The organism is Catenuloplanes niger, from assembly GCF_031458255.1.
Classification (GTDB): domain Bacteria; phylum Actinomycetota; class Actinomycetes; order Mycobacteriales; family Micromonosporaceae; genus Catenuloplanes; species Catenuloplanes niger.
This window is the reverse complement of sequence record NZ_JAVDYC010000001.1, coordinates 7,677,966-7,699,709: the sequence shown is the minus strand read 5'-3', so window position 1 is coordinate 7,699,709 and position 21,744 is coordinate 7,677,966. Positions and strand designations below refer to the sequence as shown.

Annotated in this window: 20 protein-coding genes; 14 read left to right on the top strand and 6 right to left on the bottom strand. The window is 73.0% G+C overall.

Annotated elements, in window-relative coordinates:
• The first annotated feature begins 7 nt into the window (after positions 1-7).
• The 6 genes from J2S44_RS33715 to J2S44_RS33690 all read left to right on the top strand — a co-directional run bounded on the left by J2S44_RS33715 (position 8) and on the right by J2S44_RS33690 (position 6,278).
• Complete coding sequence (locus J2S44_RS33715) at positions 8-1,765, top strand: DUF6311 domain-containing protein (protein ID WP_310422302.1); 1,758 nt, start codon at positions 8-10, stop codon at positions 1,763-1,765.
• 77 nt (positions 1,766-1,842) lie between these two features.
• On the top strand, positions 1,843-2,502 hold the full coding sequence (locus tag J2S44_RS33710; RefSeq protein ID WP_310422299.1) for a response regulator transcription factor: 660 nt from the start codon (positions 1,843-1,845) through the stop codon (positions 2,500-2,502).
• On the top strand, positions 2,499-3,572 hold the full coding sequence (locus tag J2S44_RS33705) for a sensor histidine kinase (protein ID WP_310422296.1): 1,074 nt from the start codon (positions 2,499-2,501) through the stop codon (positions 3,570-3,572). The genes J2S44_RS33710 and J2S44_RS33705 overlap by 4 nt, the downstream gene beginning before the upstream one ends.
• Positions 3,573-3,672: 100 nt before the next feature.
• Positions 3,673-4,605 (top strand): hypothetical protein, encoded by a 933-nt coding sequence (locus tag J2S44_RS33700; protein ID WP_310422293.1) that lies wholly within the window; start codon positions 3,673-3,675, stop codon positions 4,603-4,605.
• Positions 4,606-4,767: 162 nt separating this feature from the next.
• Positions 4,768-5,997 carry a hypothetical protein gene (locus J2S44_RS33695; protein ID WP_310422290.1) on the top strand — a complete coding sequence of 410 codons (1,230 nt, stop codon included), beginning with the start codon at positions 4,768-4,770 and terminating at the stop codon, positions 5,995-5,997.
• A 95-nt stretch (positions 5,998-6,092) separates the two neighbouring features.
• Positions 6,093-6,278, top strand: coding sequence for a hypothetical protein (locus J2S44_RS33690; protein WP_310422287.1), 186 nt, complete (start codon positions 6,093-6,095; stop codon positions 6,276-6,278).
• Positions 6,279-6,333: 55 nt separating this feature from the next.
• Here J2S44_RS33690 and J2S44_RS33685 read toward each other — a convergent pair whose 3' ends face one another.
• From J2S44_RS33685 to J2S44_RS33670, 4 genes are all read right to left on the bottom strand, one after another.
• Positions 6,334-6,990 (bottom strand): response regulator, encoded by a 657-nt coding sequence (locus tag J2S44_RS33685; protein ID WP_310422284.1) that lies wholly within the window; start codon positions 6,988-6,990, stop codon positions 6,334-6,336.
• Positions 6,991-7,278: 288 nt separating this feature from the next.
• Entirely contained in the window at positions 7,279-9,243 is a 1,965-nt protein-coding gene (locus J2S44_RS33680) for a histidine kinase (RefSeq protein ID WP_310422281.1), read from the bottom strand.
• Between the two features lie 32 nt (positions 9,244-9,275).
• Positions 9,276-9,773: a hypothetical protein gene (locus J2S44_RS33675; protein WP_310422278.1), complete on the bottom strand. Its 498-nt coding sequence runs from the start codon at positions 9,771-9,773 to the stop codon at positions 9,276-9,278.
• Between the two features lie 457 nt (positions 9,774-10,230).
• Positions 10,231-12,762: an ATP-dependent Clp protease ATP-binding subunit gene (locus J2S44_RS33670; protein WP_310430060.1), complete on the bottom strand. Its 2,532-nt coding sequence runs from the start codon at positions 12,760-12,762 to the stop codon at positions 10,231-10,233.
• A 399-nt stretch (positions 12,763-13,161) separates the two neighbouring features.
• Between J2S44_RS33670 and J2S44_RS33665 the strand changes: the two genes are divergently transcribed.
• Positions 13,162-13,500: an ArsR/SmtB family transcription factor gene (locus tag J2S44_RS33665; RefSeq protein ID WP_310422276.1), complete on the top strand. Its 339-nt coding sequence runs from the start codon at positions 13,162-13,164 to the stop codon at positions 13,498-13,500.
• A 261-nt stretch (positions 13,501-13,761) separates the two neighbouring features.
• Here the strand turns inward: J2S44_RS33665 and J2S44_RS33660 are convergent, their stop codons facing one another.
• Both J2S44_RS33660 and J2S44_RS33655 read right to left on the bottom strand, forming a co-directional pair.
• The gene (locus J2S44_RS33660) at positions 13,762-14,373 is read right to left on the bottom strand and encodes a hypothetical protein (protein WP_310422273.1); all 612 of its coding nucleotides are present in this window, start codon (positions 14,371-14,373) and stop codon (positions 13,762-13,764) included.
• A 323-nt stretch (positions 14,374-14,696) separates the two neighbouring features.
• A complete protein-coding gene (locus J2S44_RS33655; RefSeq protein WP_310422270.1) occupies positions 14,697-15,242 on the bottom strand; it encodes a hypothetical protein in 546 nt (181 codons plus the stop codon).
• Between the two features lie 116 nt (positions 15,243-15,358).
• Here J2S44_RS33655 and lipB point away from each other — a divergent pair, with 116 nt between their 5' ends.
• From lipB to J2S44_RS33620, 7 genes are all read left to right on the top strand, one after another.
• On the top strand, positions 15,359-16,003 hold the full coding sequence (gene lipB / locus J2S44_RS33650; protein WP_310422267.1) for a lipoyl(octanoyl) transferase LipB: 645 nt from the start codon (positions 15,359-15,361) through the stop codon (positions 16,001-16,003).
• A 37-nt stretch (positions 16,004-16,040) separates the two neighbouring features.
• Positions 16,041-16,667, top strand: a complete 627-nt coding sequence (locus J2S44_RS33645) for an alpha-ketoglutarate-dependent dioxygenase AlkB (protein ID WP_310422264.1) — start codon at positions 16,041-16,043, stop codon at positions 16,665-16,667.
• 144 nt (positions 16,668-16,811) lie between these two features.
• Positions 16,812-17,762, top strand: a complete 951-nt coding sequence (locus J2S44_RS33640) for an aldo/keto reductase (protein ID WP_310422261.1) — start codon at positions 16,812-16,814, stop codon at positions 17,760-17,762.
• A 221-nt stretch (positions 17,763-17,983) separates the two neighbouring features.
• Entirely contained in the window at positions 17,984-18,355 is a 372-nt protein-coding gene (locus J2S44_RS33635; protein ID WP_310422258.1) for a MerR family transcriptional regulator, read from the top strand.
• A gap of 110 nt (positions 18,356-18,465) precedes the next feature.
• A complete protein-coding gene (gene gnd, locus J2S44_RS33630) occupies positions 18,466-19,896 on the top strand; it encodes an NADP-dependent phosphogluconate dehydrogenase (RefSeq protein WP_310422255.1) in 1,431 nt (476 codons plus the stop codon).
• A gap of 157 nt (positions 19,897-20,053) precedes the next feature.
• Positions 20,054-20,635 (top strand): cysteine hydrolase family protein, encoded by a 582-nt coding sequence (locus J2S44_RS33625; protein WP_310422253.1) that lies wholly within the window; start codon positions 20,054-20,056, stop codon positions 20,633-20,635.
• Complete coding sequence (locus J2S44_RS33620; RefSeq protein ID WP_310422251.1) at positions 20,632-21,522, top strand: GlxA family transcriptional regulator; 891 nt, start codon at positions 20,632-20,634, stop codon at positions 21,520-21,522. Before J2S44_RS33625 ends, J2S44_RS33620 begins: the two co-directional genes overlap by 4 nt.
• Positions 21,523-21,744: the final 222 nt, after the last annotated feature.

The window sequence follows — 21,744 nt, the reverse complement described above, 5'->3', positions numbered from 1 at the left end:
GGCGCCCATGAGCACAGCATTGATCGAGGCGCCGTCGCGGACCGAGGTGGCGGCGCCGGAGGCGAACGCGCCGGGCCGCCCCGCCCGCTGGCCGCACCTGCTGGCGGCCGGCGTCTACCTCGCGCTCGGTCTGGTGGTGATGGGCCGGTACCTGGCCGATCCGCAGGGGACGCTCACGCCGCAGATCCCGGCCGACCACACCTGGTTCCAGTGGTTGCTCAGTCACGGCGCGCACGCGGTCCGGCACCTGGAGAACCCGCTGTTCTCCACCGCGCAGAACGCGCCGGACGGCGTGAACATGATGGCGAACACGTCGGTGCTCGGCGTGACCGTCCCGATGGCACCGGTCACGCTGCTGGCCGGGCCGCGCGTGGCCTACGTGGTCTGGATGGTCGGCGCGTGCGCCGGCACCGCGCTGACCGCCTACTGGGCACTCCAGCGGTACCTGGTGCGCAGCCGGGCCGCCGCGTTCGTCGGCGGCGCGTTCGCCGGCTTCGCGCCCGGGATCATCCACCACGCCAACGGGCAGCCGAACTTCGTCTCGAACTTCCTGATCCCGCTGATCGTGGCGGCCGTGATCCGGCTCGGGATCGACGGCCGGTGGCGGCGCGACGGGCTGGTCCTGGGCGGGCTGGTCACCTGGCAGCTGTTCATCAACGAGGAGGTGCTGCTGGTCACCGCGGTGGCGTGCGCGGTGCTGGCGTTCGCCTGGGCGGCGTTCCGGCCGGACCAGGCACGCCGGCGGTGGCGGTCGTTCGGCGCGGCGCTGGGCGTGACCGCGCTGACCGCGGGCGTGCTGTGCGCGTACCCGATCTGGTTCCAGTTCCACGGGCCCGGCTCGTTCAGCGGCATGCCCGCGTTCAACACCTGGGGCGAGGACCCGGTGACCTGGGTGACGTTCGCCCGCGACACGGTGGCCGGCTCGCCGGAGGCGGAACTGACGCAGGGGCGGACCGAGCAGAACAGCTGGTTCGGCTGGCCGCTGGTGCTGACCGTGGCCGCGGTGACGGTGGCGCTGTGGCGGCGGACGGAGATCGTGCGGACCGCGGCTGTGGTCACCGGCGTGGCCGCGGTGCTGTCGATCGGACCGGCGCTGCGGTTCGGCGGCGAGCTGACCGGCGTGCCCGGGCCGCAGGCGCTGCTCGGCGAGGACTTCCCGGTGCTGAACCTGGCGATGCCGAGCCGGATGACGTACGCGGTGATCGGCGCGTTCGTGGTGGTGCTGGCGCTGGCCTGGGACCGGCTGCCTGCCCGCGCGTTCCGGGTCGCGATCGTGCTGGCGCTGGTGCCGCTGATCCCGCAGCCGCTGCCCGCGATGCCGGACCGGGTGCCGCCGCGGTTCATCACGTCCGGCGCCTGGCGGGCGTACGTTCCGGCCGGCCGGACGATGGTCACGCTGCCGCTGCCGAGCAACTGGGCCGGCCGGGAGCAGCTGAGCTGGAGCGCGTGGGCCGGGCACGAGTACGCGGTGCCGGAGGGCTACTTCCTCGGCCCGGACGTCGACGGCGCCGGCCGGATGGGCCCGGCCCACCTCAGCCGCACCACCGCGCTGGTGCACCTGACGGTCGAGGCGGGTGCCGCACCCACGGTGACCGCGGAGGACCGCGCCACGGTGTGGACCGAGGTGGCGCGGTGGCGTGGCGCGGTCGTGGTGGTGCGCGACACGGCGGGCGACGCGGCCTACCGGGACCTGGCCGGGCAGCTGTTCGGGCCCGGTACACAGGTGGACGACGTGTGGGTCTGGGACCTGCGCGGCCGATACTGACCGGCTCCTTATCCCGGCTTTATACCCGCGTCTGCCATGCTGTGCCCCGGGTACCGACGTGACTGGGAGTGACGAGGGTGCGGGTTCTGGTTGCCGACGACGAACGGCTGCTCGCCGACACGGTGGCGCTCGGGCTGCGCCGCGAGGCGATGGCGGTGGACGTCTGCTACGACGGGGACGGCGCGCACGAGCGCCTCTCCGTGCACCGCTACGACGTGGCCGTCCTGGACCGGGACATGCCGGGCCGGTCCGGTGACGACCTGTGCCGGTGGGCCGCGCGGGAACGGCCGGAGACGCGGCTGCTGCTGCTCACCGCGGCCGCCGGCGTCTACGACCGGGTGGCGGGTCTGGGACTCGGCGCGGACGACTACCTGACGAAGCCGTTCGTGTTCGCCGAGCTGGTGGCGCGGGTGCGGGCCCTGGCGAGACGTACCGCACCCGCGCTGCCTCCGGTACTGGAACAGGACGGCATCGTGGTCGACGTGGCCTCGCGCACCGCCACCCGGGACGGCCGGGCGCTGGCGCTGACCGCGAAGGAGTTCGCGCTGCTGCACGCGCTGATGCGGGCCCGCGGGCAGACCGTCACCACGGAGGACCTGCTGGAACAGGTCTGGGACGAGCACACCGACCCGTTCACGAACGTGATCCGGGTGACGGTGATGACGCTGCGCCGCAAGCTCGGCGAGCCACCGATCCTGCACACGGTGCCGCGCGCCGGATACCGGATCGGCCGGTGACCGTCCGGCCGCGGCTGGCACTGGTCTGTGCCGGGCTGATCCTGCTGACCGCGATCGTCTACAGCAACTGGTGGCGGCTGCCGTTGTCGCTCAACGTGCTGGACGACAACTGCCTGAACTACTACTACGACGACAACGAGTACACCGACGCGTCGAACATCTGCGCCCAGGTGCAGCGGTTCCTGCCGCTCCGGACGGTCACCCCGCTGCTCGCCGCGCTGCTGGCGGCCGCGCTGCTCTTCCCGCTGCTCGCGTACTGGGTGCTGCTGCCGCTGCGCACCATGGTCCCGGCGATCGCGCAGATGGGCCCGCAGAACCTCGGGCACCGGATCCGGCCGCGGGGCCGCCGGGACGAGCTGGCCCGGCTCGGCCGCACGCTGGACGCCATGATGGACCGGATCGCGGCCGGGTACGAGGGCCAGCGCCGGTTCGCCGCGAACGCGTCGCACGAGCTGCGCACGCCACTGGCGCTGCAACGGACGCTGATCGAGGTCGGCATGGCGGTGCCGCTCACGCCGGAGCAGTCCGCGCTGCTGGCCAGCCAGTTGCTGGCCGCGAACGCGCGCAACGAGCGGCTGATCGAGGGCCTGCTCGTGCTCAGCCAGGCCGACCAGGGGCTGGCCGGCCGGAACCCGGAGCGGCTGGACGAGATCGTCCGGGCGGTGCTCGACGCGCACGCCGGGCCGGCCGCGGAACGCGAGGTCACGGTGGTGCCCACGGTACGGCCGCGGGTCGTGCCCGGCGACGCCGTGCTGCCGGAGCGGCTGGTCCGCAACCTGGTGCACAACGCGATCAGCTACAACGTGCCGGGCGGCACCGTACACGTCACGGTCGGGTCCGACCCCGCGCTGGTCGTGGAGAACACCGGCACGCCGATCCCGGCCGGCGAGGTGACGCGCCTGTTCGAGCCGTTCACCCGGCTGGCCACGGACCGGATCGACCACGGTGGCGGCAGCGGCCTCGGCCTGGCGATCGCGCGGTCGATCGTGGGCGCGCACGACGGCACGATCACGGCGGAGCCCGGACCGTCCGGCGGTCTGCGGATTACCGTCATGTTTCCTCGCGTCTGACCGAGTGACACCTTGAACCTTCCGCGGAGCGGTTCCGTATCTCGCTTCGGGTGGACCGGCGCGGTCTGCCTGCCCGGAGACGACAGAGGAGGCGTTTCGCGTGAGGAGCAGAGCACGCGCGGCCGGCGGGCCGAGCTGGTCGCTGCGGGTCGGCGCCGCACTCGCCGGCCTGGCGGGGGGCGTCGTTCTGGCGGCCGCGCCCGCCCACGCCGAACCCGGTCAGGTCGATCTGCGCATCTCCGACGACCTGGCGACCGACGACGTGCCCCGCGAGGCGACGCTGCGGGTGACCCGTACCGACGAGGGGTGTGTGCGGGTCCAGACGCTGATGACCGTACAGATGAGCGGCCTCGAACGCGACGAGATCGAGATCGCGGTCAACGAGGACGGCGTGTGGATCCCGCTGAACACGGTGCAGCTCACCGACGACGCGGTGTCCAGCGTGCCGGTCGTACCGGTGAACTCGCAGCTCTGTGAGAACCAGCGGATCCAGGTCCGCTACCGGGTTACGTTCTTCCGGACCGCGCCGGACGGGCGCGTCGACTTCATCGGCGAGGCGTTCGACGCGGCCGGGGACCGGCTCGACCGCGCGTCCGCGAACCGGCAGGTGCTGCAGGGCACCGGAAACGCCCGCGCGACCGATGACGAGGACTCCGGCGACGCCGCCCAGGACGACCCGGACGACAACGACAGCACCGCAGACGAGGAAGAGACCGGTGAGCCCAGCCCCGATGATGAGGAGACCGCCGAAGCCGGCGCCGCGCAGGAGGACGACACCGACGCACCGGCCGCCGGGCCGGGAGACCAAGCGGCCGGGGTCGACCTCACCACCGCGGAGGGGCAGACCACGTTCTTCAACGGACTCGGCCCGCTGATCATCGTGGTCGGTGTCGGCATGACCGGCGTCGGCGGCGCGCTGCTGGTGACCGTGATGCGCCGGTCCCGCGCGGACGCGCTGCCCGACGAGGACGACGACGGTTTCGCCCCGCCGGCCCGCCGGCGCGGCGCGCTGGCACCGACGCTCCGCCGCTGACCCGCGCTCCACGGCCGCGGGCATGCCCGCGGCCGTGGGTGGGTGCCTTGCCGGCCAGCCGGAATGGGGTACGCCGTTCGGCCGTCATTTGCGCAGGTCGTTGTCCCGCCGTCGGGCGCGGTGCCAGACTCGGGTGCCGGAACGCTGACGCGGAGGCACCCGATGGTGGCGAGATCCCCCGAACGACAGGCACCGCCCGGACCGGTCCGGACCGGTGGCGGACGTCCCCTGCTCTATCCGGTGCCCGCCGCCGACCTGCCCGCGTCGCTGCGCGCCCGTGCCGCGCGGGGTGCCCGGTTCGCCGGCGCGATCTTCCCGCTCACGCTGCCGCCGCTCCGGCGCGGTGAACGCTACGCGGGCGCGCGGCTCACCGTCGACCTGCGGCATCCGGACCCGGTGCGGGCGCTGGCCGTGCACGCGGACCCCGGCGAGTTCGGCCTGCCGCCGGACGGCGACGCGACCACGCCGATCGGCTGGCGGGCGCACCGGGCGCTCGCCGGCCGGATCCGGCCCGCCGACCGGGCCGCGGCCGTGGACGGTGCCGGTTCGGCCCGGTTCGGCTGGCGCTTCACCGATCACCGGACCATCCCGGACCTGCCGCGCGAGCTGGCCGGTCACGCGCTCCTGGAGATCCCGGAGGGCGTGTCCACGCTGCTCGGCCTCGTGTCCGTGGACGTGGACCTGACCGGCGGCGGCCCCGGCCGGCACCGGCCCGGCACACCGCGGCCGCGACGGTTCTCCGTGCCGGTCCCGGTCTCCCCCGCGCCTGCCCCCGCGACGCTGCTGTGGCTGGCCGCGGCGCCGGGCCCGCACGCCCCCGGCCGGGACGCGGCCGGCACCGGCGAGGGCTGGGACGCACCGGGTTCCGGCGACCGCTGGGCAGCGCCGGCATCCGGCGGCGCCGACGTGGCCGGGACCGGCCGGGGCGGGTTCGCGGTCGCGGACGTGCTGGCCCGGCTCGCGCGGGGCAGCGGTCTCGGCGCACGGCAGGCGCTGACCGCACCGGACGGTGCCCGCTTCGCCGCGCTGGCCGCCGGCACCGACGTGGCCCGGGTGGCCGCCGCGCTGGCCACGGCCGTCTCGCACGCGCCGGACGAGCGGCCGCGGATGCGGTTCGCGCTGCACCGCAGCCTGGCGGCGGGTACCGCGCCGGCGCCCGGAACCGCGCCGGCCGAGGCCGCGCTCACCGCGCTGCTCGAGGCTGCGGCGGTGCGGTCCGCGCTGGCCGAGCACCGGGACGCCGCGTTCGCGCTCGTGGTGCCGGACGCGCTGTTCCGGGACGCGATCGCCGGCGGCGACGGCCCGCCCGACCCGGCCGCGTTCCGGCGGATCACCGCGGACGCCGGCGGGCACGCCTGGCTCTACCTGCGCCGGCCGGGCCTGCCGGGATGAACGGCGCAAAAAATGATCGGCTCTCCTGCTGCGTACCGGCTCGGATCCCGCTTGGATGGAGGCAGACCCGCCCGCCGCGGCCCTGAGGAGCTTCGATGGTCGACCACCGGAACAACCGTGAAGAGGCACTCCGCATCCTGGAGGAGGCGTCCGCGAACCCGGCCGGCGATCGCCTGATCGCCGAGGCCAATGTCCGCGCTCTCCTCTCCATCGCCGACGAGATCCGCAGCCTCCGTGAGGCGCTCACGACGACCCCGACCACCGCACCACCCGTCCTCTGACCCGCTGATCGAGGCGTTCGGGCCCGCCGTGGCGACGGCGGGCACGGACGCCGGATCAGTGTGCCGCGGGCAGACCCGCGTCGCGCGCGCGGAGCACGGCCTGCGTCCGGTCCGTGACGCCGATCTTCGCGAAGACCGCGGTGAGCTGGTTGCGGATCGTCTTCTCGCTGACCGTCAGATGCTTGGCGATCTCCACGTTCGCCTCACCGGTCAGCAGGTGCGCCACGATCTCCCGCTCGCGCGGCGTGAGCTTGTCGAACGGTGGTGGCAGCTCCCGCCCGGCACCGCGGTTCATGCCGCCGAGCACGGTCGCGGTGATCGACGGCCCGAGCACCACGCCGCCGTTGCCCGCGGTGCGCAGCGCGTCGATCACCACGTCCGGGTCGTCGTCCTTGACCACGAAACCGGCCGCGCCGGCGTTGAGTGCCTTGAGGACGACGTCGTGGTCGTCCGTCATGGTCAGCATCACGATCCGGGCGGCGGGCCGGGCCGCGAGGATCCGGCGGGTCGCCTCGATGCCGTCGCCGTCCGGCAGCGCGAAGTCCATCGCCACCACGTCGGCCTGACCGGCGACCGCCTCCCGCACCGCGTCCGCCACGGACGCGGCCTCGAGCACCTCGGAGACCCAGCTCTCGCCCTCCAGCATGGCGCGCAGCCCTCGCCTCACCACCGGGTGGTCGTCCACCACGAGCACCCGTTTCGTCTGGGCCATGCAACGCCGCCTTCGGTTTCCCGGCCTCCTCCGGCGGTTCCCCCAGTCCCCGCCTCTGCCAAGCAGAAGACGATAGTGCGCGCGTGACCAACATCGGAACCGCCCCCGTCGATCCCGGCGCCCGGCAACCGAAAAAGATCGCTTTCCGGTACGTTCCGCAGCCCTGCAGATCGCGGCGCGACGACACCGGGGGAAGCGGCCGGCACCCCCACCAGCCGCTTCCCCGCTCACTGTCGTCTTGGTTACACCTGCCGCGCCTTCCCCCGGGCTCCGCGGCTCGGCCGGTGCCTAGACCGACACCGCGATCGGCAGGTGGACGCGGACCGCGGCGCCGTGCGGGACGGTCGAGGCGATGACGCACTCGCCGCCGAGTTCCTCCGCGCGTTCCCGCATGGACTGCAGGCCGACGCCGGCCCGGCCGTTGTCCGACGACGCGAGTCCGATGCCGTCGTCGATGACCTCCAGATCCAGCGTCCGGGTGCGGGTGATCGACACCCGGCAGTGCGACGCGCGGGCGTGCCGGGCCACGTTGTTGAGCGACTCGGAGACGATCCGGTACGCGGCGACCTCGACCGCGGCCGGGAGCCCGGTCAGGTCACCGTCCGACTCGAACGTGACCTCCAGGCCATCGGTGTCGAACCGCTGGCACTCGGAGCGCAGCGCCTCGCCCAGCCCGCGGTCCAGCGACGGCGGCCGCAGCGCGGTGACCAGCGAGCGGACCTCCGCGGTGCAGATCTGCAGGTCGCCGGTGAGCCCGTCGAGCAGGTCGCCCACCTTGGACGGTCCGGAGAGCTTCCGCGCGGCCCGCACCTGCATGGCGATGCCGGTCAGCGCGGGCCCGACGCCGTCGTGCAGGTCGCGGCGCAGCCGGCGGCGTTCCTCCTCGCGGGCCATCACCAGCCGCTCCCGGGATTGGCGGAGGTCCTGGATGAGCCGGGTGGCCTCGGCCGCCATGGCCGCGTTGAGCGCGACGTCCGCGAGCAGCCGGCGTTCCCGGACGGTGAACCGGGCGCCGGGACTGCGGCGGCCGATCAGCAGGCGGCCGACCTCGGTGCCGTGCGTCTGCATCGCGAACGTCTCCAGGTGGTCGCCGCGCTCGCCGTGCTCCGCGACGATCCGGGTGCCGTCGGTGTCGCTGAGCGCCACCGCGACGTAGGGCAGCCGCAGCGACTCCGCGACCGCGCTGGTCAGCCGGGGCAGCACGTCGCCGTACTCCGCGGTGTGCCGGAGCAGGTCGAGCAGCGCGGCGATCACCTTGTACGGGTTCGCCCGGTCGCCGTACAGCAGCTGGTCGACGCTCTGCTGGACGCGGCGGCGGACCGGCTCGAACCCGACCGCGATCAGCCCGGTGGCGACCAGCGACGCGTTGGTGCTGCCGGTGTCGCCGACCAGGACCATCCGCAGCGCGGTGACCAGGGCGACGAACGTGACCACGACCAGCAGCGTCATCACGAGCCAGACCGTGGTGCGGTTGACCGCGCGGTCGAGCCCGTAGAGCCGGTAGCGCAGGATCGCCACCGCCATCGCGATCGGCACCGCGACCGCGATCAGCGGGAAGCCGAGCGGGAAGCCGAGCCCGGAGTCGAGCCCGATGCCGATGACCATCAGGATCGCGGCCGGGATCAGGCAGGCGAGCTGGCGGCGCGTGTCCCCCTCGGCCACGCGCCACCGTGCCCACAGCGAGCCCACGATCGCCAGTCCGAGCGTCAGCGTGACGGCCACGCCGATCAGCGCCACCAGCAGCGACGCCCGGCCGAGTGTCGTGTACTCCGGGTTGAACTCGATCAGGAACGCGTACGGCCGGTCCGCCGCGACGCCGGCCAGGCCCACGGTGGAGATCAGCACCGCGGCGCCGAGCGCCCAGGCGACCGGCCGCCACCGCCGGGACGGCAGCCGCCCGTCCGGGAAGAACAGCAGCGCGAACAGGACCAGGCCGAACGGCGGCCACCACAGCCACTTGCTGAGCCACACCAGGATCACGCTGCCGGTCCAGGAACCGGCGAGCACGGAGATCGCGGCGCTGAGCCCACCGGCCGTCATCAGCAGGCCCACCGGGTGCCGGGGCGCGCCGGTGAGCACGAGCATGCCGGCCGCGGTGAACGCGACCGCGATGGCCGCGTTCAACCCGATGAAGTCCAGCGCGTACGGGTTGTCGCTGGTGATCTGGCCGATGACGGACAGCACCGCGATGACGAAGGTCGCCGCGGCTATGGCGCCACTCGGAGTCCCGAGCCAACCACGCGTCCTGGGCAACGTGACTCCTATGCAGATGGTGGGGAGACTGCTTACCAGCTGTGGCAGAGCAGCATGTGCAGCGCGCTGCCCTGGGTCATCATGACCAGCGACCGAACCGCGGGCGGGTCGGTCAGCGCGCCGAAGTTCGGCTCCAGGTCGTCGGCGATGTCGGCGAGCGACCGGCCGGACGTCGCGGGCAGCTGTGCGATGGTCTGCTCCGGGTCGAAGCCGGCCTGGCGGAAGTCGTCGGCGTGCTCGCGGATCATCGTCTTGGTCCGCTCGATGACCGTGGTGATCCGGGCGTGCACCGCGTCCGGGTCGGCCGGGTCGCCGCTCTCGGTCAGGTCGACCAGCGTCCAGTCCCGGCCGAACGCGGGCAGCAGGCGCTTGCCGGACGCGTTGAAGAACTCGATCGTGTTCGTGACGGTCGGCTCGTGGCCGGCGCCCATGTCCGTCTCCGCGAGCAGCGTCTTGACGTCGCGGTAGACGTGCACCCAGGCGTTGTTCGCGGCGACCGCGAAAATCGCGTGCGTGGCCTCAGTGGACATCGGGATCTCCTGTATCTGAAGGGATTGCGGATCGGTCACGGGGCTTCGGCTCATCCTGCACGCCGCCGGTGGCCCGGATCCATGGGACGGATGTCCCGAGACGACCGGAGGTTCCGGCATCCGCGTGCGCCGCTCGGCCGGGCGGAAGTGCCGAAAGCTCCGGGACGCCGGGACACCAGCCCGCATCGGGCGGGACATCCCAGCGGCCAATGTCTTCTTCAGGACAGCGGCGCGGCAGACGCGCCGGCCGGTACGACAGATCGGATGCCGACGATGTACGCGACGAGCCTGCACCACGCGACGCTCTCGTACACCCACAGCGGCGGATATGCGACATCCTGCCGCTACCTCGGGCCTGGCTGATTCGCTCCGCACGGTCTTTGCCGCACTGGGGGGTGCGCGAAGGCCCCCATCCTCGGGGGGGAGGATGGGGGCCTTCGTCGGGGTCGTGCCGGACCTACTCCTCGGTGGACGGCGCCGTGCCGAGATCCGCGGGGACCGCGTCCGGCACCTCGGCCGGACGCTCCGAGGCCCGGAAGACGAGCTTGGACTCGTCGATCTTCTCCGGGTCGCCCTCGCAGTCGATGACCACGATGTGACCGGGGCGCAGCTCGTTGAAGAGGATGCGCTCGGACAGGTTGTCCTCGACGTCACGCTGGATCGTCCGGCGCAGCGGCCGGGCACCCAGCACCGGGTCGAAGCCCTTCTTCGCCAGGTACTTCTTCGCGTTGTCGGTCAGCTCGAGCGCCATGTCCTTGTTCTTCAGCTGGCCCTCGATACGCGAGACGAAGATGTCCACGATGGACAGGATCTCGTCCTGCTGCAGCTGGTGGAACACGATCGTGTCGTCGATACGGTTGAGGAACTCCGGGCGGAAGTGCTGCTTCAGCTCGTCGTTGACCTTCTGCTTCATCCGCTCGTAGTTCGACTCCTGGTCCTCCGACGCCTGGAAACCGAGCGACACCGCCTTCGCGACGTCACGCGTACCCAGGTTCGTCGTCAGGATGATCACCGTGTTCTTGAAGTCCACGATCCGGCCCTGACCGTCGGTCAGGCGACCGTCCTCCAGGATCTGCAGCAACGTGTTGAACACGTCCGGGTGCGCCTTCTCGATCTCGTCGAAGAGCACCACGGAGAACGGCTTGCGGCGGACCTTCTCGGTCAGCTGGCCACCCTCGTCGTAACCCACGTAACCGGGAGGCGCACCCACCAGGCGCGACACCGTGTAACGGTCGTGGAACTCCGACATGTCCAGCTGGATCAACGCGTCCTCGGAACCGAACAGGAACTCCGCCAGCGCCTTCGTCAGCTCGGTCTTACCCACGCCGGACGGGCCGGCGAAGATGAACGAACCGGACGGGCGCTTCGGGTCCTTGAGACCGGCCCGGGTACGCCGGATCGCCTTCGACACGGCCTTGACCGCGTCGAGCTGGCCGACGACCCGCTTGTGCAGCTCGTCCTCCATGCGCAGCAGCCGGGAGGTCTCCTCCTCGGTGAGCTTGTAGACCGGGATGCCGGTCCAGTTACCCAGCACCTCCGCGATCTGCTCGTCGTCGACCTCGGACACGACGTCCAGGTCGCCGGCCTTCCACTCCTTCTCCCGCTGCGCCTTCTGGGAGAGCAGCTGCTTCTCCTGGTCGCGCAGCTGGGCCGCCCGCTCGAAGTCCTGCGCGTCGATCGCGGACTCCTTCGCGCGGCGCACCTCCGCGGTCTTCTCGTCGAAGTCGCGCAGGTCCGGCGGCGCGGTCATCCGGCGGATGCGCATCCGGGCGCCGGCCTCGTCGATCAGGTCGATCGCCTTGTCCGGCAGGTAGCGGTCCGAGATGTAGCGGTCGGCCAGCGTGGCCGCGGCCACCAGCGCCGCGTCGGTGAAGCTCACCCGGTGGTGCGCCTCGTACCGGTCGCGGAGACCCTTGAGGATCTCGATGGTGTGCGCCAGCGACGGCTCCCCGACCTGCACCGGCTGGAAACGGCGCTCGAGCGCCGCGTCCTTCTCGATGTACTTCCGGTACTCGTCGTTGGTGGTCGCGCCGATCGTCTGCAGCTCACCCCGGGCCAGCATCGGCTTCAGGATGTTCGCCGCGTCGATCGCGCCCTCGGCCGCGCCCGCACCGACGAGCGTGTGGATCTCGTCGATGAACAGGATGATGTCACCGCGGGTGCGGATCTCCTTGAGCACCTTCTTCAGGCGCTCCTCGAAGTCACCGCGGTACCGCGAGCCGGCGACCAGCGCGCCGAGGTCCAGCGTGTAGAGCTGCTTGTCCTTCAGCGTCTCGGGCACCTCGCCCTTGACGATCTTCTGGGACAGGCCCTCCACCACGGCGGTCTTGCCGACACCGGGCTCGCCGATGAGCACCGGGTTGTTCTTGGTACGGCGGGACAGCACCTGCATGACCCGCTCGATCTCCTTCTCGCGCCCGATGACCGGGTCGAGCTTGCCCTCCTGGGCGGCCTGGGTGAGGTTCCGGCCGAACTGGTCCAGCACCAGGCTGGTCGACGGCGCGGACTCGCCCGGCGCGGTGCCGGCCGTGGCCGCCCCGCCCTTGCCCTCGGAGTAACCGGAGAGGAGCTGGATGACCTGCTGGCGGACCCGGTTGAGGTCGGCGCCCAGCTTGACCAGCACCTGCGCGGCGACGCCCTCACCCTCACGGATGAGACCGAGCAGGATGTGCTCCGTACCGATGTAGTTGTGCCCCAGCTGAAGGGCCTCGCGGAGCGACAGCTCCAGCACCTTCTTCGCCCTGGGGGTGAACGGGATGTGCCCGCTCGGGGCCTGCTGCCCCTGACCGATGATCTCCTCAACCTGCTGGCGGACGCCCTCCAGTGAGACCCCGAGGCTCTCCAGGGCCTTGGCGGCGACGCCCTCACCCTCGTGGATGAGACCGAGCAGGATGTGCTCGGTGCCGATGTAGTTGTGGTTGAGCATCCGGGCTTCTTCCTGAGCCAGGACGACAACCCGACGCGCTCGGTCGGTGAACCGCTCAAACATGCCCATCACGTCCTCACTGCGGGCTCCCATGCACTCCCGCTGAAACGTACGGCACAAGCAGCACTTCAACCACAGCGCCACCAGTGCAGCACTGTTGAAACACCAGCACCACAGCGGCAGATGCGCCCGTTTTGTCCCCAGGGTTGCGCTGAGGTAAGCCTCTTGGCCGCGATCGCATGGGCTCTCGCTGTGTCACCCGACTCTTCGGTGACTGCCATGCAGTGGCTCGGGCAGGCGCTCTGCCGCATGACTCACCCTACCGCAGTGAAGATCTTTCACAGTGCGGGAACGGCTCAAAACGGACCACTTCCGCTGACAGGTGAATACCTTCCGCCCTGAGCGGAATCACGCGGGCGCGGGGTCGCCGGGAAACCCACCGGAGTGGCATCCTATGTGCTCATGTACGCACGCGACCAGGACGATACCGCCGCCGAGGCCGCCTTCGGTGCCGCCGTCGCCGCGCTCCGCCTGCTCGGCGACGAGACCCGGCTGCGTCTGCTCTGGCATCTTCGCGACGGCGAACGCGACGTCACCGCGCTGACCGCCGCACTCGGCACCGCCGCCCGCCCCGCCGTCTCCCAGCACCTGGCCAAACTCCGCCTCGCCGGCCTGGTCACCACCCGCCGCGACGGCCGCCGCGTCCTCTACCGGCTGAACGGCACCCACGTCCGCCGCCTGGTCCTCGAATCCCTCGCCCAGGCCCAGCACCTGCTCACCGCGCCCCCTCCCGCACGCTGACCACGCCGGCCACGCCGCCCGGCGCACCGGCGGCCGCCCCGAACACCCGCCGTGCCGCGCCCGGACCCGGCGCCGGAAGCCCGCGGACGGGAACCGGCCGCACCTTTCCCGGGTCCGCACCCGGAAGCCGCGGACGAGAACCGGCCGCCCCACGCCCCTGTCCTGCGCCGCCAGCCTGCGGACGGGCACCGGCCGCAGCTCGCCTCGTTCCCGCACCGGGAGGCCGCGGACGGAAACCGGCCGCGGGCGCGGCACCTCACATCAGCCTCTCGGGCGGAACGGTGCGGCGCGGGTGAACGAGAGAACTCCGGCGCCGAGGGCGAGGACGGCGGCAGCGAGCAGGATCGGGCGGTAGCCGGCGACCGGAAGCAGGCCCGCGGCGGCGGGGGTCGCGATCGCGGGTGTCGCGAAGATCAGCGAGGTCGCGGTGGCGGAGACGCGACCGAGCCGAGGTCCGGGCGTGCCACGCTGGACCGCGGTGAACGCGGCCACAACCGTCCAGGGGAGGCCGAGACCGAGGGTCAGGCTGCCGGCGATCACGGCCGGCGACCAGGGCACGGCCCGCATCAGCAGTGCCGCTCCCACCAGCACCGCACCGCACGCGGCCAGCAGCGTCTCGCCGGACGGCAGCGTCCCGCCGGGGCGCCGATCGCCGCGGGACGCCAGCAGGCGGCCGGTCAGCAGACCGCCGAGGATCGCGCCGCCACCCTGCACCGAACTGAGCACGCCGGCGAACGCCGGGTCACGGCCGAGCCCTTCGTCGATCATCGCGTAGAGCACGCCGGAGCCGAGCGCCGCCGCCGCCATCGCCGCGGTCGCCACCAGCACGATCGCGCCGAGCCCGGGCTTCCGCCGCAGATGTCCCGCCCCCACCGCCCACGCCGCCCACACACCGCCGGAACCTACGGCCCCACCGGAACCCACCGCGCCACCGGAACCCACCGCGCCACCAGAAGCCGCCACGCCACCAGAAGCCGCCACGCCACCGGAAGCCCTCGCACCGTCGGAGCCCGCCGCCCCGCCGGAACCCGCCGTGCCGCCGGAGCCCGCCGGGACGCCGGAAGGCGCCGGGACGCCGGAGTGGGGGAGGTGGAGGGCCGCGTAGAGCGCGGCGGAGGTGGAGAGCAGGACGGCGTTGCGGCGTCCATCCGACGTGAGCTCCACCGGCTCAACCCTGATAGTTGAGCCCGTCGAAGTCAACCCGGCCGGACTCCGGCCTCCCGGGCCGCGGAGCGCAGCCGGGCCATCGCGGCCCGCTGGGCGTCCGGCAGCGTCGCCTCGTCCCACCCGCGCAGATCGTTCAGCACGTCGCTGACCAGGCTGTAGAGGCCACCTGGTGGATCGCTCACGCGCAGCCCGGCGGCGATGCCGAGGCACTGCCGGACGAGCGCCGCCGCCGGGTGCCGGTCGTCCCAGCCGGGGTCGGCGGCGATCGCCGCGCCCGCCGCGGACACGGCCTCGACGAGGTCGCCCAGCGGCGTGTCAACGGAATGTTGACACGCCGCGATCCGGCGCCGCAGCCGGGCGAGGCGCTGCTCGCCCGCCTGGCGGGAGGACAGGCCGAGCGCGGACGCGATCGCCGACCAGCCGGCGCCGCCGTCGCGGGCCGCCTCGATCAGCGCGGCCTCGGCCGCGTCCAGCTCGGCGCGGAGCGCGGGCAGCCGGCCGAGCGCGGCCAGGGCCTCGGCGGCCGGCGGACCGGGCGCGGCGAGCACCGCGCGCACCTCGTCGTAGGGACGCATGGTGGCGATGCTCTCCACGTACCGCCGGGGTTGTCAATGGTCTGTTGACGGTCGCGCTGGTAGCGTCGCGTCGTGAGCTGTGCGGGACACACACGACCATGCCGCCGGGAGGCCCGATGAGTGAGTTGCTGCGGGTCGATCTCGGCGAGGTGCCGTACGACGAGTCGGGCGCCACCATGACCGGCTGGGCGGACGAGTGCCGGGACGGGCGCGCACCCGACCGGCTGTTCCTGCTCACCCATCCGCCGGTGATCACCTATGGCCGCCTGACGCCGCCGGAGGAGCTGCCCGGCCCGCTCGGCGCGATCCCGACGGTGCCGGTGGACCGCGGCGGGCACGCGACCTACCACGGCCCGGGTCAGCTGGTCGGCTACCTGATCGTGAACCTGCGGGAGCGGCAGCGCGGGCCGGTGGACATCATCCGGCTGGTCGAGAACTCGTTGATCGAGGCGGTCGGCACGCTGGGCTTCGAGGCGGTCCGGCGGGACACGCCGAAGGGCGCGGCGAGCCTGGTCGGCGTGTGGACGCCGGACCACCGCAAGCTCGTGTCGATCGGCATGCGGATCCGTGGCGGCGTCACCACGCACGGGTTCGCGCTGAACGTGGACCCGGACCTGTCGGTCTTCGACACGTTCGTCGCCTGCGGTCTCGCGGACGTGTCGATGACGTCGCTGCGGCAGCTCGCCGACGAGCGGGGCATGCGGACGCCGGATCTCGCCACGGTCCGGGACGCGGTGGCCAAGGCGTTCCAGGCCAGCTGATTGGCACGCGTGTTCGAACGCGGCTAGGATCGGCGGCATGGCCCACCAGCCCTCCCTGCTCGACATGGCGTCCGGCGCCGGCCCGGTGCTCGGCGACCTGCGCGACGCGGTCCGGCACCCGCTCACCCGCGGCGCCTGGGTCGACCACCTGCCCGGCTGGGTCTCCGGATCCGACGCGGTGCTGGACACGCTGCTCGGCGACATCGGCTGGCGGGCCGAGCGCGTGCGGATGTACGAGCGGCAGGTCGACGTCCCCCGGCTGCTTCGGTGGTTCGGCGCGGACGAGCCGCTCCCCCACCCGCTGCTCACCGCGGCCCGCACCCGGCTGACCCGGCACTACGCGCCGGAGCTCGGCGAGCCGTTCACCACGGCCGGCATGTGCCTCTACCGTGACGGGCGGGACAGCGTGGCCTGGCACGGCGACACGCTGGGCCGGTCGGCCACGTCGGACACCATGGTCGCGATCGTCTCGTTCGGCTCGCCGCGCACGCTGATGCTGCGGCCGCGCGGCGGCGGGGAGAGCCTGCGGTTCCCGCTCGGCCACGGCGACCTGATCGTGATGGGCGGTTCCTGCCAGCGCACCTGGGAGCACGCGATCCCGAAGACGGCCCGCCCGGTGGGCCCGCGGGTCAGCGTCCAGTTCCGCCCGCACGACGTCGCTTGACCTGGAGCGCGCTCCAGGTCATAGCGTCGGTACGCGACGGCACATCGACGGCCTTCCCGGCGACCGGGGCGTCCGTCATGTCGCGTGCGACGACATGACGGCGGCCCGGTCCCGGCGCGGGCACGTGACACGGGAGGAAGCACGATGCGTACCAGGGACTTCGGACCGCTCGGGCAGGTCAGCGCGCTCACGCTGGGCGGCGGCGGGATCGGTGCGGTCTGGGGCGAGACCAGCCGCGCGGAGGCGGTCGCGACCGTGCACGCGGCGCTGGACGCCGGGATCACGCTGGTCGACGTGGCGCCGAGTTACGGGCCGGACTTCGAGGCCGAGCGGGTCGCCGGCGAGGCGCTGAAGGGGCGCGACGCGCTGCTGGCGACGAAGGCGCAGCTGCACGACGACGAGTTCAGCGACCCGGTGGCGCGGATGGTGGAGAGCCTGGAGGCCAGCCTGCGCCGGCTGGGCCGGGACTCGGTCGACATGTTCCTGCTGCACACGCAGCTGCGCCCGGCCGGCACCGACGGCCCGAAGGGCACGCTCGACTACGACCGGTACGCGACCGAGGTCGCGCCCGCGTTCGACCGGCTGCGCGCCGACGGCAAGATCCGGTCGTGGGGGCTGACCGCGGTCGGTCACCCGGAGAGCATCGTCGAGGCGATCGGCAGCACCGCGCACCGGCCGGACTACGCGCAGGTCATCGTGAACGCGCTGGACATGAACGGCGACATGTGGATCTACGACGACGTCCCGTCGCGCAACGCGGAGATCGTCGCGGCCGCGAACGCGGCCGGTGTCGGGGTGATCGCGATCCGCGCGGTCGCGGCCGGCTCGCTCGCCTCGTCGCTGGACCGCCCGGCGACCCCGGACCACCCGGCCGCCGTCGACTTCGCGCGCGCCGCGCCGTTCCGCGCGCTCGCGGCCGAGTGGGGCGAGTCCCCCGCCGCGCTGGCCCACCGCTGGGCGCTGACCGCACCGGGCGTCGCGACCGTGGTGCTCGGCGTGAGGAACCGCGCGGAGCTGGCCGAATGCGTCGCGGCCGAGGCCCGCGGCCCGCTCTCCGACGCGGAGATGACCGCGATCGCGGCGCTGCGCGGGTAGCCCCGGTGCCGACGTGGCCGGCCGATCACGGCGTGGGAGGCGAGTTCCGGGCCGTTCCCCACGCCGGGACCGACAGCGTGGCGAGCTCCGGGCCGTTCCCCACACCGGGACCGGCAGGGAGGAGCCCTGGCGACGACCGGTGCCCGCGGGAGCACGCCCGAAGCGACCACGCCGGGAGCGGGAAAATCATGAACTCGCCGCGAAGCGGAAGAATGTCCTTCATGGACCTTGTCACCTACACGCCGGCCGAGGCGGCCGAGAAGACCGGGCTGACGCTGGACACGCTGCGGTACTACGAGCGGTCCGGGTTGCTCAACGACGTGGAGCGGACCGCCGGCGGCCGGCGGGTCTACACCGACGCGCACCTCGGGTGGCTGGACGTGCTGATCTGCCTGCGCCGGGGCGGGATGCCGATCCGTCAGGTGCAGCAGTTCGTGGACTCCACCAGGGCGGGCGTGCGGCTGCGGATCCTCCAGGAGCACCGGCGGAACGTGCTGCGGGAGATGGCGGAGCAGCGGCGGGCGCTGGACGTGATCGACGGCAAGATAGCCGCGTACCGGCGGCTGGAGAAGGAGGAGCACCCGAACGAGTAACCCAGCGAGGAATATTCCGGGCGAAGTTGAACTCTCCGGCGACGCATTCCCGTATGAGTCGGCAACCAGGTCAGCCGCTGCAGATTCACCAGGACCCGGAGGACAAGAGCATGACGGAGCTGGCACAGATCGGTGTCACCGGTCTGGCGGTCATGGGCCGCAACCTCGCCCGTAACCTCGCCCGGCACGGCCACGTGGTCGCGGTGCACAACCGGTCGGAGAACCGCACCAAGGAGCTGATCGAGGAGTTCGGGCACGAGGGCGCGTTCCTGCCCGCGCAGACCGCCGCCGAGTTCGTCGGCGCGATCGCGCGGCCCCGGAAGATCATCGTGATGGTCACGGCCGGCGATCCGACGGACCGGGTGATCGACGAGCTCACCCCGCTGCTCGACCCCGGCGACATGATCGTCGACGGCGGCAACGCGAACTTCGCGGACACCATCCGGCGCGAGGAGGCGCTGCGCGAGAAGGGCCTGCACTTCGTGGGCGCGGGCATCTCCGGCGGCGAGGAGGGCGCGCTGCACGGGCCGAGCATCATGCCGGGCGGCTCCACCGAGGCGTACGCGGAGATCGGCCCGGTCCTGGAGGGCATCGCGGCGCGGGTGGACGGCCGGCCCTGCTGCACGCACGTGGGCCCGGACGGCGCCGGGCACTTCGTCAAGACCGTGCACAACGGCATCGAGTACGCGGACATGCAGCTCATCGCGGAGGCGTACGACCTGCTGCGCAAGGCCACGAACCTGGTGCCGGACGACATCGCCGAGGTCTTCGCCGGCTGGAACGAGGGCCGGCTCGCCTCCTACCTGGTCGAGATCACCGCGGAGGTGCTGGGCCAGGTCGACGCGGACACCGGCCGCCCGTTCGTGGACGTGGTGGCCGACCGCGCGGAGCAGAAGGGCACCGGCCGCTGGACCGTGCAGACCGCGCTGGACCTGGGCACGCCGGTCCCGGGCATCGCGGAGGCGGTCTTCGCCCGCACGCTGTCCGGCCAGTCCGAGCTCCGGGCCGCCGCCCGGGAGCTGCCCGGCCCGCCGCCCGGCGCCCGGGAGGCGTCCCGCGCGCTGGTCGAGGACATCGAGAAGGCGCTCTACGCCTCCAAGATCGTCGCGTACGCGCAGGGCTTCCACCAGATCGCGACCGCGTCCGCCGAGTTCGGCTGGAAGATCGACATGGGCGCGATGGCCCGGATCTGGCGGGGTGGCTGCATCATCCGGGCCCGGTTCCTGGACCGGATCTGGTCCGCCTACAACGCGAACCCGGACCTGCCGACGCTGCTCACGGACGAGTACTTCCGCGAGGCGCTGGCCGACGCGCAGAAGGCCTGGCGGCGCGTGGTGTCCACCGCGACCTGGCTGGGCATCCCGGTGCCGGGCTTCAGCTCCGCGCTCGCCTACTACGACGGGCTGCGGGCGCAGCGGCTGCCGGCCGCGCTGATCCAGGGGCAGCGCGACTACTTCGGGGCGCACGGGTACCGCCGGGTCGACCGGGCCGGCACCTACCACACCGCGTGGTCCGGCGACCGCGGCGAGTCGCCCAGCTGATCGGCGGCCGGTTCCGGGCGCCCCGCAGCAGGGCGCCCGGAACCGCCGCACGCGGGTCACGGCCAGAGGTTCGGACCGTTGAGGGCTGACCGGATCGTTCCGCTCCCGGACGGGATCGTGCCTGTTCGCGCAGGTCACGTGTTGTCAGGATCGGAGCATGACACAAGCGCTTATCGTCGTCGACGTGCAGGAGTCGTTCCGTCAGGGCCCGCGCTGGGCGTCCGTCTCGGTCCCGGACGTCGCCGACCGGGTGAGCCGGCTGGTCGGTGCGGCGCGCGACCGCGGCGACACGGTGATCTGGGTGCTGCACGCCGAGCCCGGCACCGGCGGCCCGTTCGATCCCGCGTCCGGCCTGGTCCGGATGATGGACGGCCTGGAGCCGCGGCCCGGCGAGCCGGTGCTGACGAAGACCACCCGGAACGCGTTCACCAGCACCGAGCTGCAGCGGCTGCTGACCGTGGCCGGGATCCGCGAGCTGACCGTCTGCGGCATCCAGACCGAGCAGTGCTGCGAGACCACCACCCGGGTCGCCGCCGACCTCGGGTACGACGTCGTGTTCGTGACCGAGGCGACCGCGACGTTCCCGATCCCGCACCGTTCGGCCGCCGACCGCCCGTGGGACGAGATCCTGGCCGACCCGCGCACGCTGGGCACCGCCGCGATCGTCGAACGCACCGAGTACGCGCTGGCCGGGCGGTTCGCGACCATCCGTACCGTGGCGGAGGTCGTGGGCCGGTGACCGGCGTCGTCTTCCTGCTCGTGCCCGGCGTGCACCTGCTCGACCTGGCCGGCCCGGCCCAGGTCTTCGACACCGCCGGTTACCGGCTGCACTTCGTGGCCGAGCGGGAGGACGTCCGGTCCGCGCAGGGGCTGCCGGTCCGCGCCTCGCTCGACTGGCCGGACGACGCCGGCCTGGTCGTGGTGCCCGGCTGGCGGGCGTCCCCGACGCTGGCCGGCACCGGGCCGCTGTCGGTGGCCACGCTGGACCGGCTGCGCGCCCACCACGACGCCGGCGGCACCGTGGCCAGCGTCTGCGCCGGGGCGGACGCGCTCGGCCGGGCCGGCCTGCTCGACGGCCGCCGCTGCACCACCCACCACGAGCTGCAGGACGAGCTCGCCCGCCGCCATCCGCGCGCGATCGTGGTGCGCGACGTGCTCTTCACGGTCGACGGCCGGGTCGTCACGTCCGCCGGCATCGCCAGCGGCATCGACCTGTCCCTGCACCTGGTCGCGGCCGCGCACGGCCCGGCCGTCGCGGCCCGGGTGGCGCGCGCGATGGTCGTCTACGCCCGCCGTAACGGCGACGAACAGCAGGCCAGTGCCATGCTCCGGCACCGCGCCCACCTCAGCGACGCCGTGCACCGCACCCAGGACCTGATCGACGCCCGCTTCACCGAGCCGCTGCCGCTGGCCACGCTGGCCGCCGCGGCCGGCGTCGCCGAGCGCACGCTGACCCGCCTCTTCCGGGCCGCCACCGGCCTGACCCCGCTCCGCTACCAGCAGCAGCTGCGCCTGGAGCGCGCGGAGCACCTGATCGCCCACGGCGCCACCGTCGAGTCCGCGGCCCACGCCGCCGGCTTCACCGACCCCCGCATGCTGCGCCGGCTCAGGTCCAGGCCCACGTGACGGTTCGGGCACCCGGCCGCGCGCACGCATCGAGCGGCGGGACCGGTCCGGTGGCCGCCCGCGGACGCGCTGCCGTACCGCCGAAGAGGTGATCATTGATCCGACAAAAGCGTCTTTAGCTGGACGAATGATCTTCGTGGGGCCACCGCGGACGTGACCGGTACGGCATTCTTGGGCGGGGCTCGTGGACCGCGGCGACCCCGCCCGCAGAATGATGTGGTC

Coding starts and splice junctions, on each gene's coding strand:
- J2S44_RS33715 (WP_310422302.1), top strand. CDS start 8: ATGAGCACAGCATTGATCGAGGCGCCGTCGCGGACCGAGGTGGCGGCG.
- J2S44_RS33695 (WP_310422290.1), top strand. CDS start 4,768: ATGGTGGCGAGATCCCCCGAACGACAGGCACCGCCCGGACCGGTCCGG.
- J2S44_RS33690 (WP_310422287.1), top strand. CDS start 6,093: ATGGTCGACCACCGGAACAACCGTGAAGAGGCACTCCGCATCCTGGAG.
- J2S44_RS33685 (WP_310422284.1), bottom strand. CDS start 6,990: ATGGCCCAGACGAAACGGGTGCTCGTGGTGGACGACCACCCGGTGGTG.
- J2S44_RS33675 (WP_310422278.1), bottom strand. CDS start 9,773: ATGTCCACTGAGGCCACGCACGCGATTTTCGCGGTCGCCGCGAACAAC.
- J2S44_RS33670 (WP_310430060.1), bottom strand. CDS start 12,762: ATGTTTGAGCGGTTCACCGACCGAGCGCGTCGGGTTGTCGTCCTGGCT.
- J2S44_RS33665 (WP_310422276.1), top strand. CDS start 13,162: ATGTACGCACGCGACCAGGACGATACCGCCGCCGAGGCCGCCTTCGGT.
- J2S44_RS33655 (WP_310422270.1), bottom strand. CDS start 15,242: ATGCGTCCCTACGACGAGGTGCGCGCGGTGCTCGCCGCGCCCGGTCCG.
- lipB (WP_310422267.1), top strand. CDS start 15,359: ATGAGTGAGTTGCTGCGGGTCGATCTCGGCGAGGTGCCGTACGACGAG.
- J2S44_RS33645 (WP_310422264.1), top strand. CDS start 16,041: ATGGCCCACCAGCCCTCCCTGCTCGACATGGCGTCCGGCGCCGGCCCG.
- J2S44_RS33640 (WP_310422261.1), top strand. CDS start 16,812: ATGCGTACCAGGGACTTCGGACCGCTCGGGCAGGTCAGCGCGCTCACG.
- J2S44_RS33635 (WP_310422258.1), top strand. CDS start 17,984: ATGGACCTTGTCACCTACACGCCGGCCGAGGCGGCCGAGAAGACCGGG.
- gnd (WP_310422255.1), top strand. CDS start 18,466: ATGACGGAGCTGGCACAGATCGGTGTCACCGGTCTGGCGGTCATGGGC.
- J2S44_RS33625 (WP_310422253.1), top strand. CDS start 20,054: ATGACACAAGCGCTTATCGTCGTCGACGTGCAGGAGTCGTTCCGTCAG.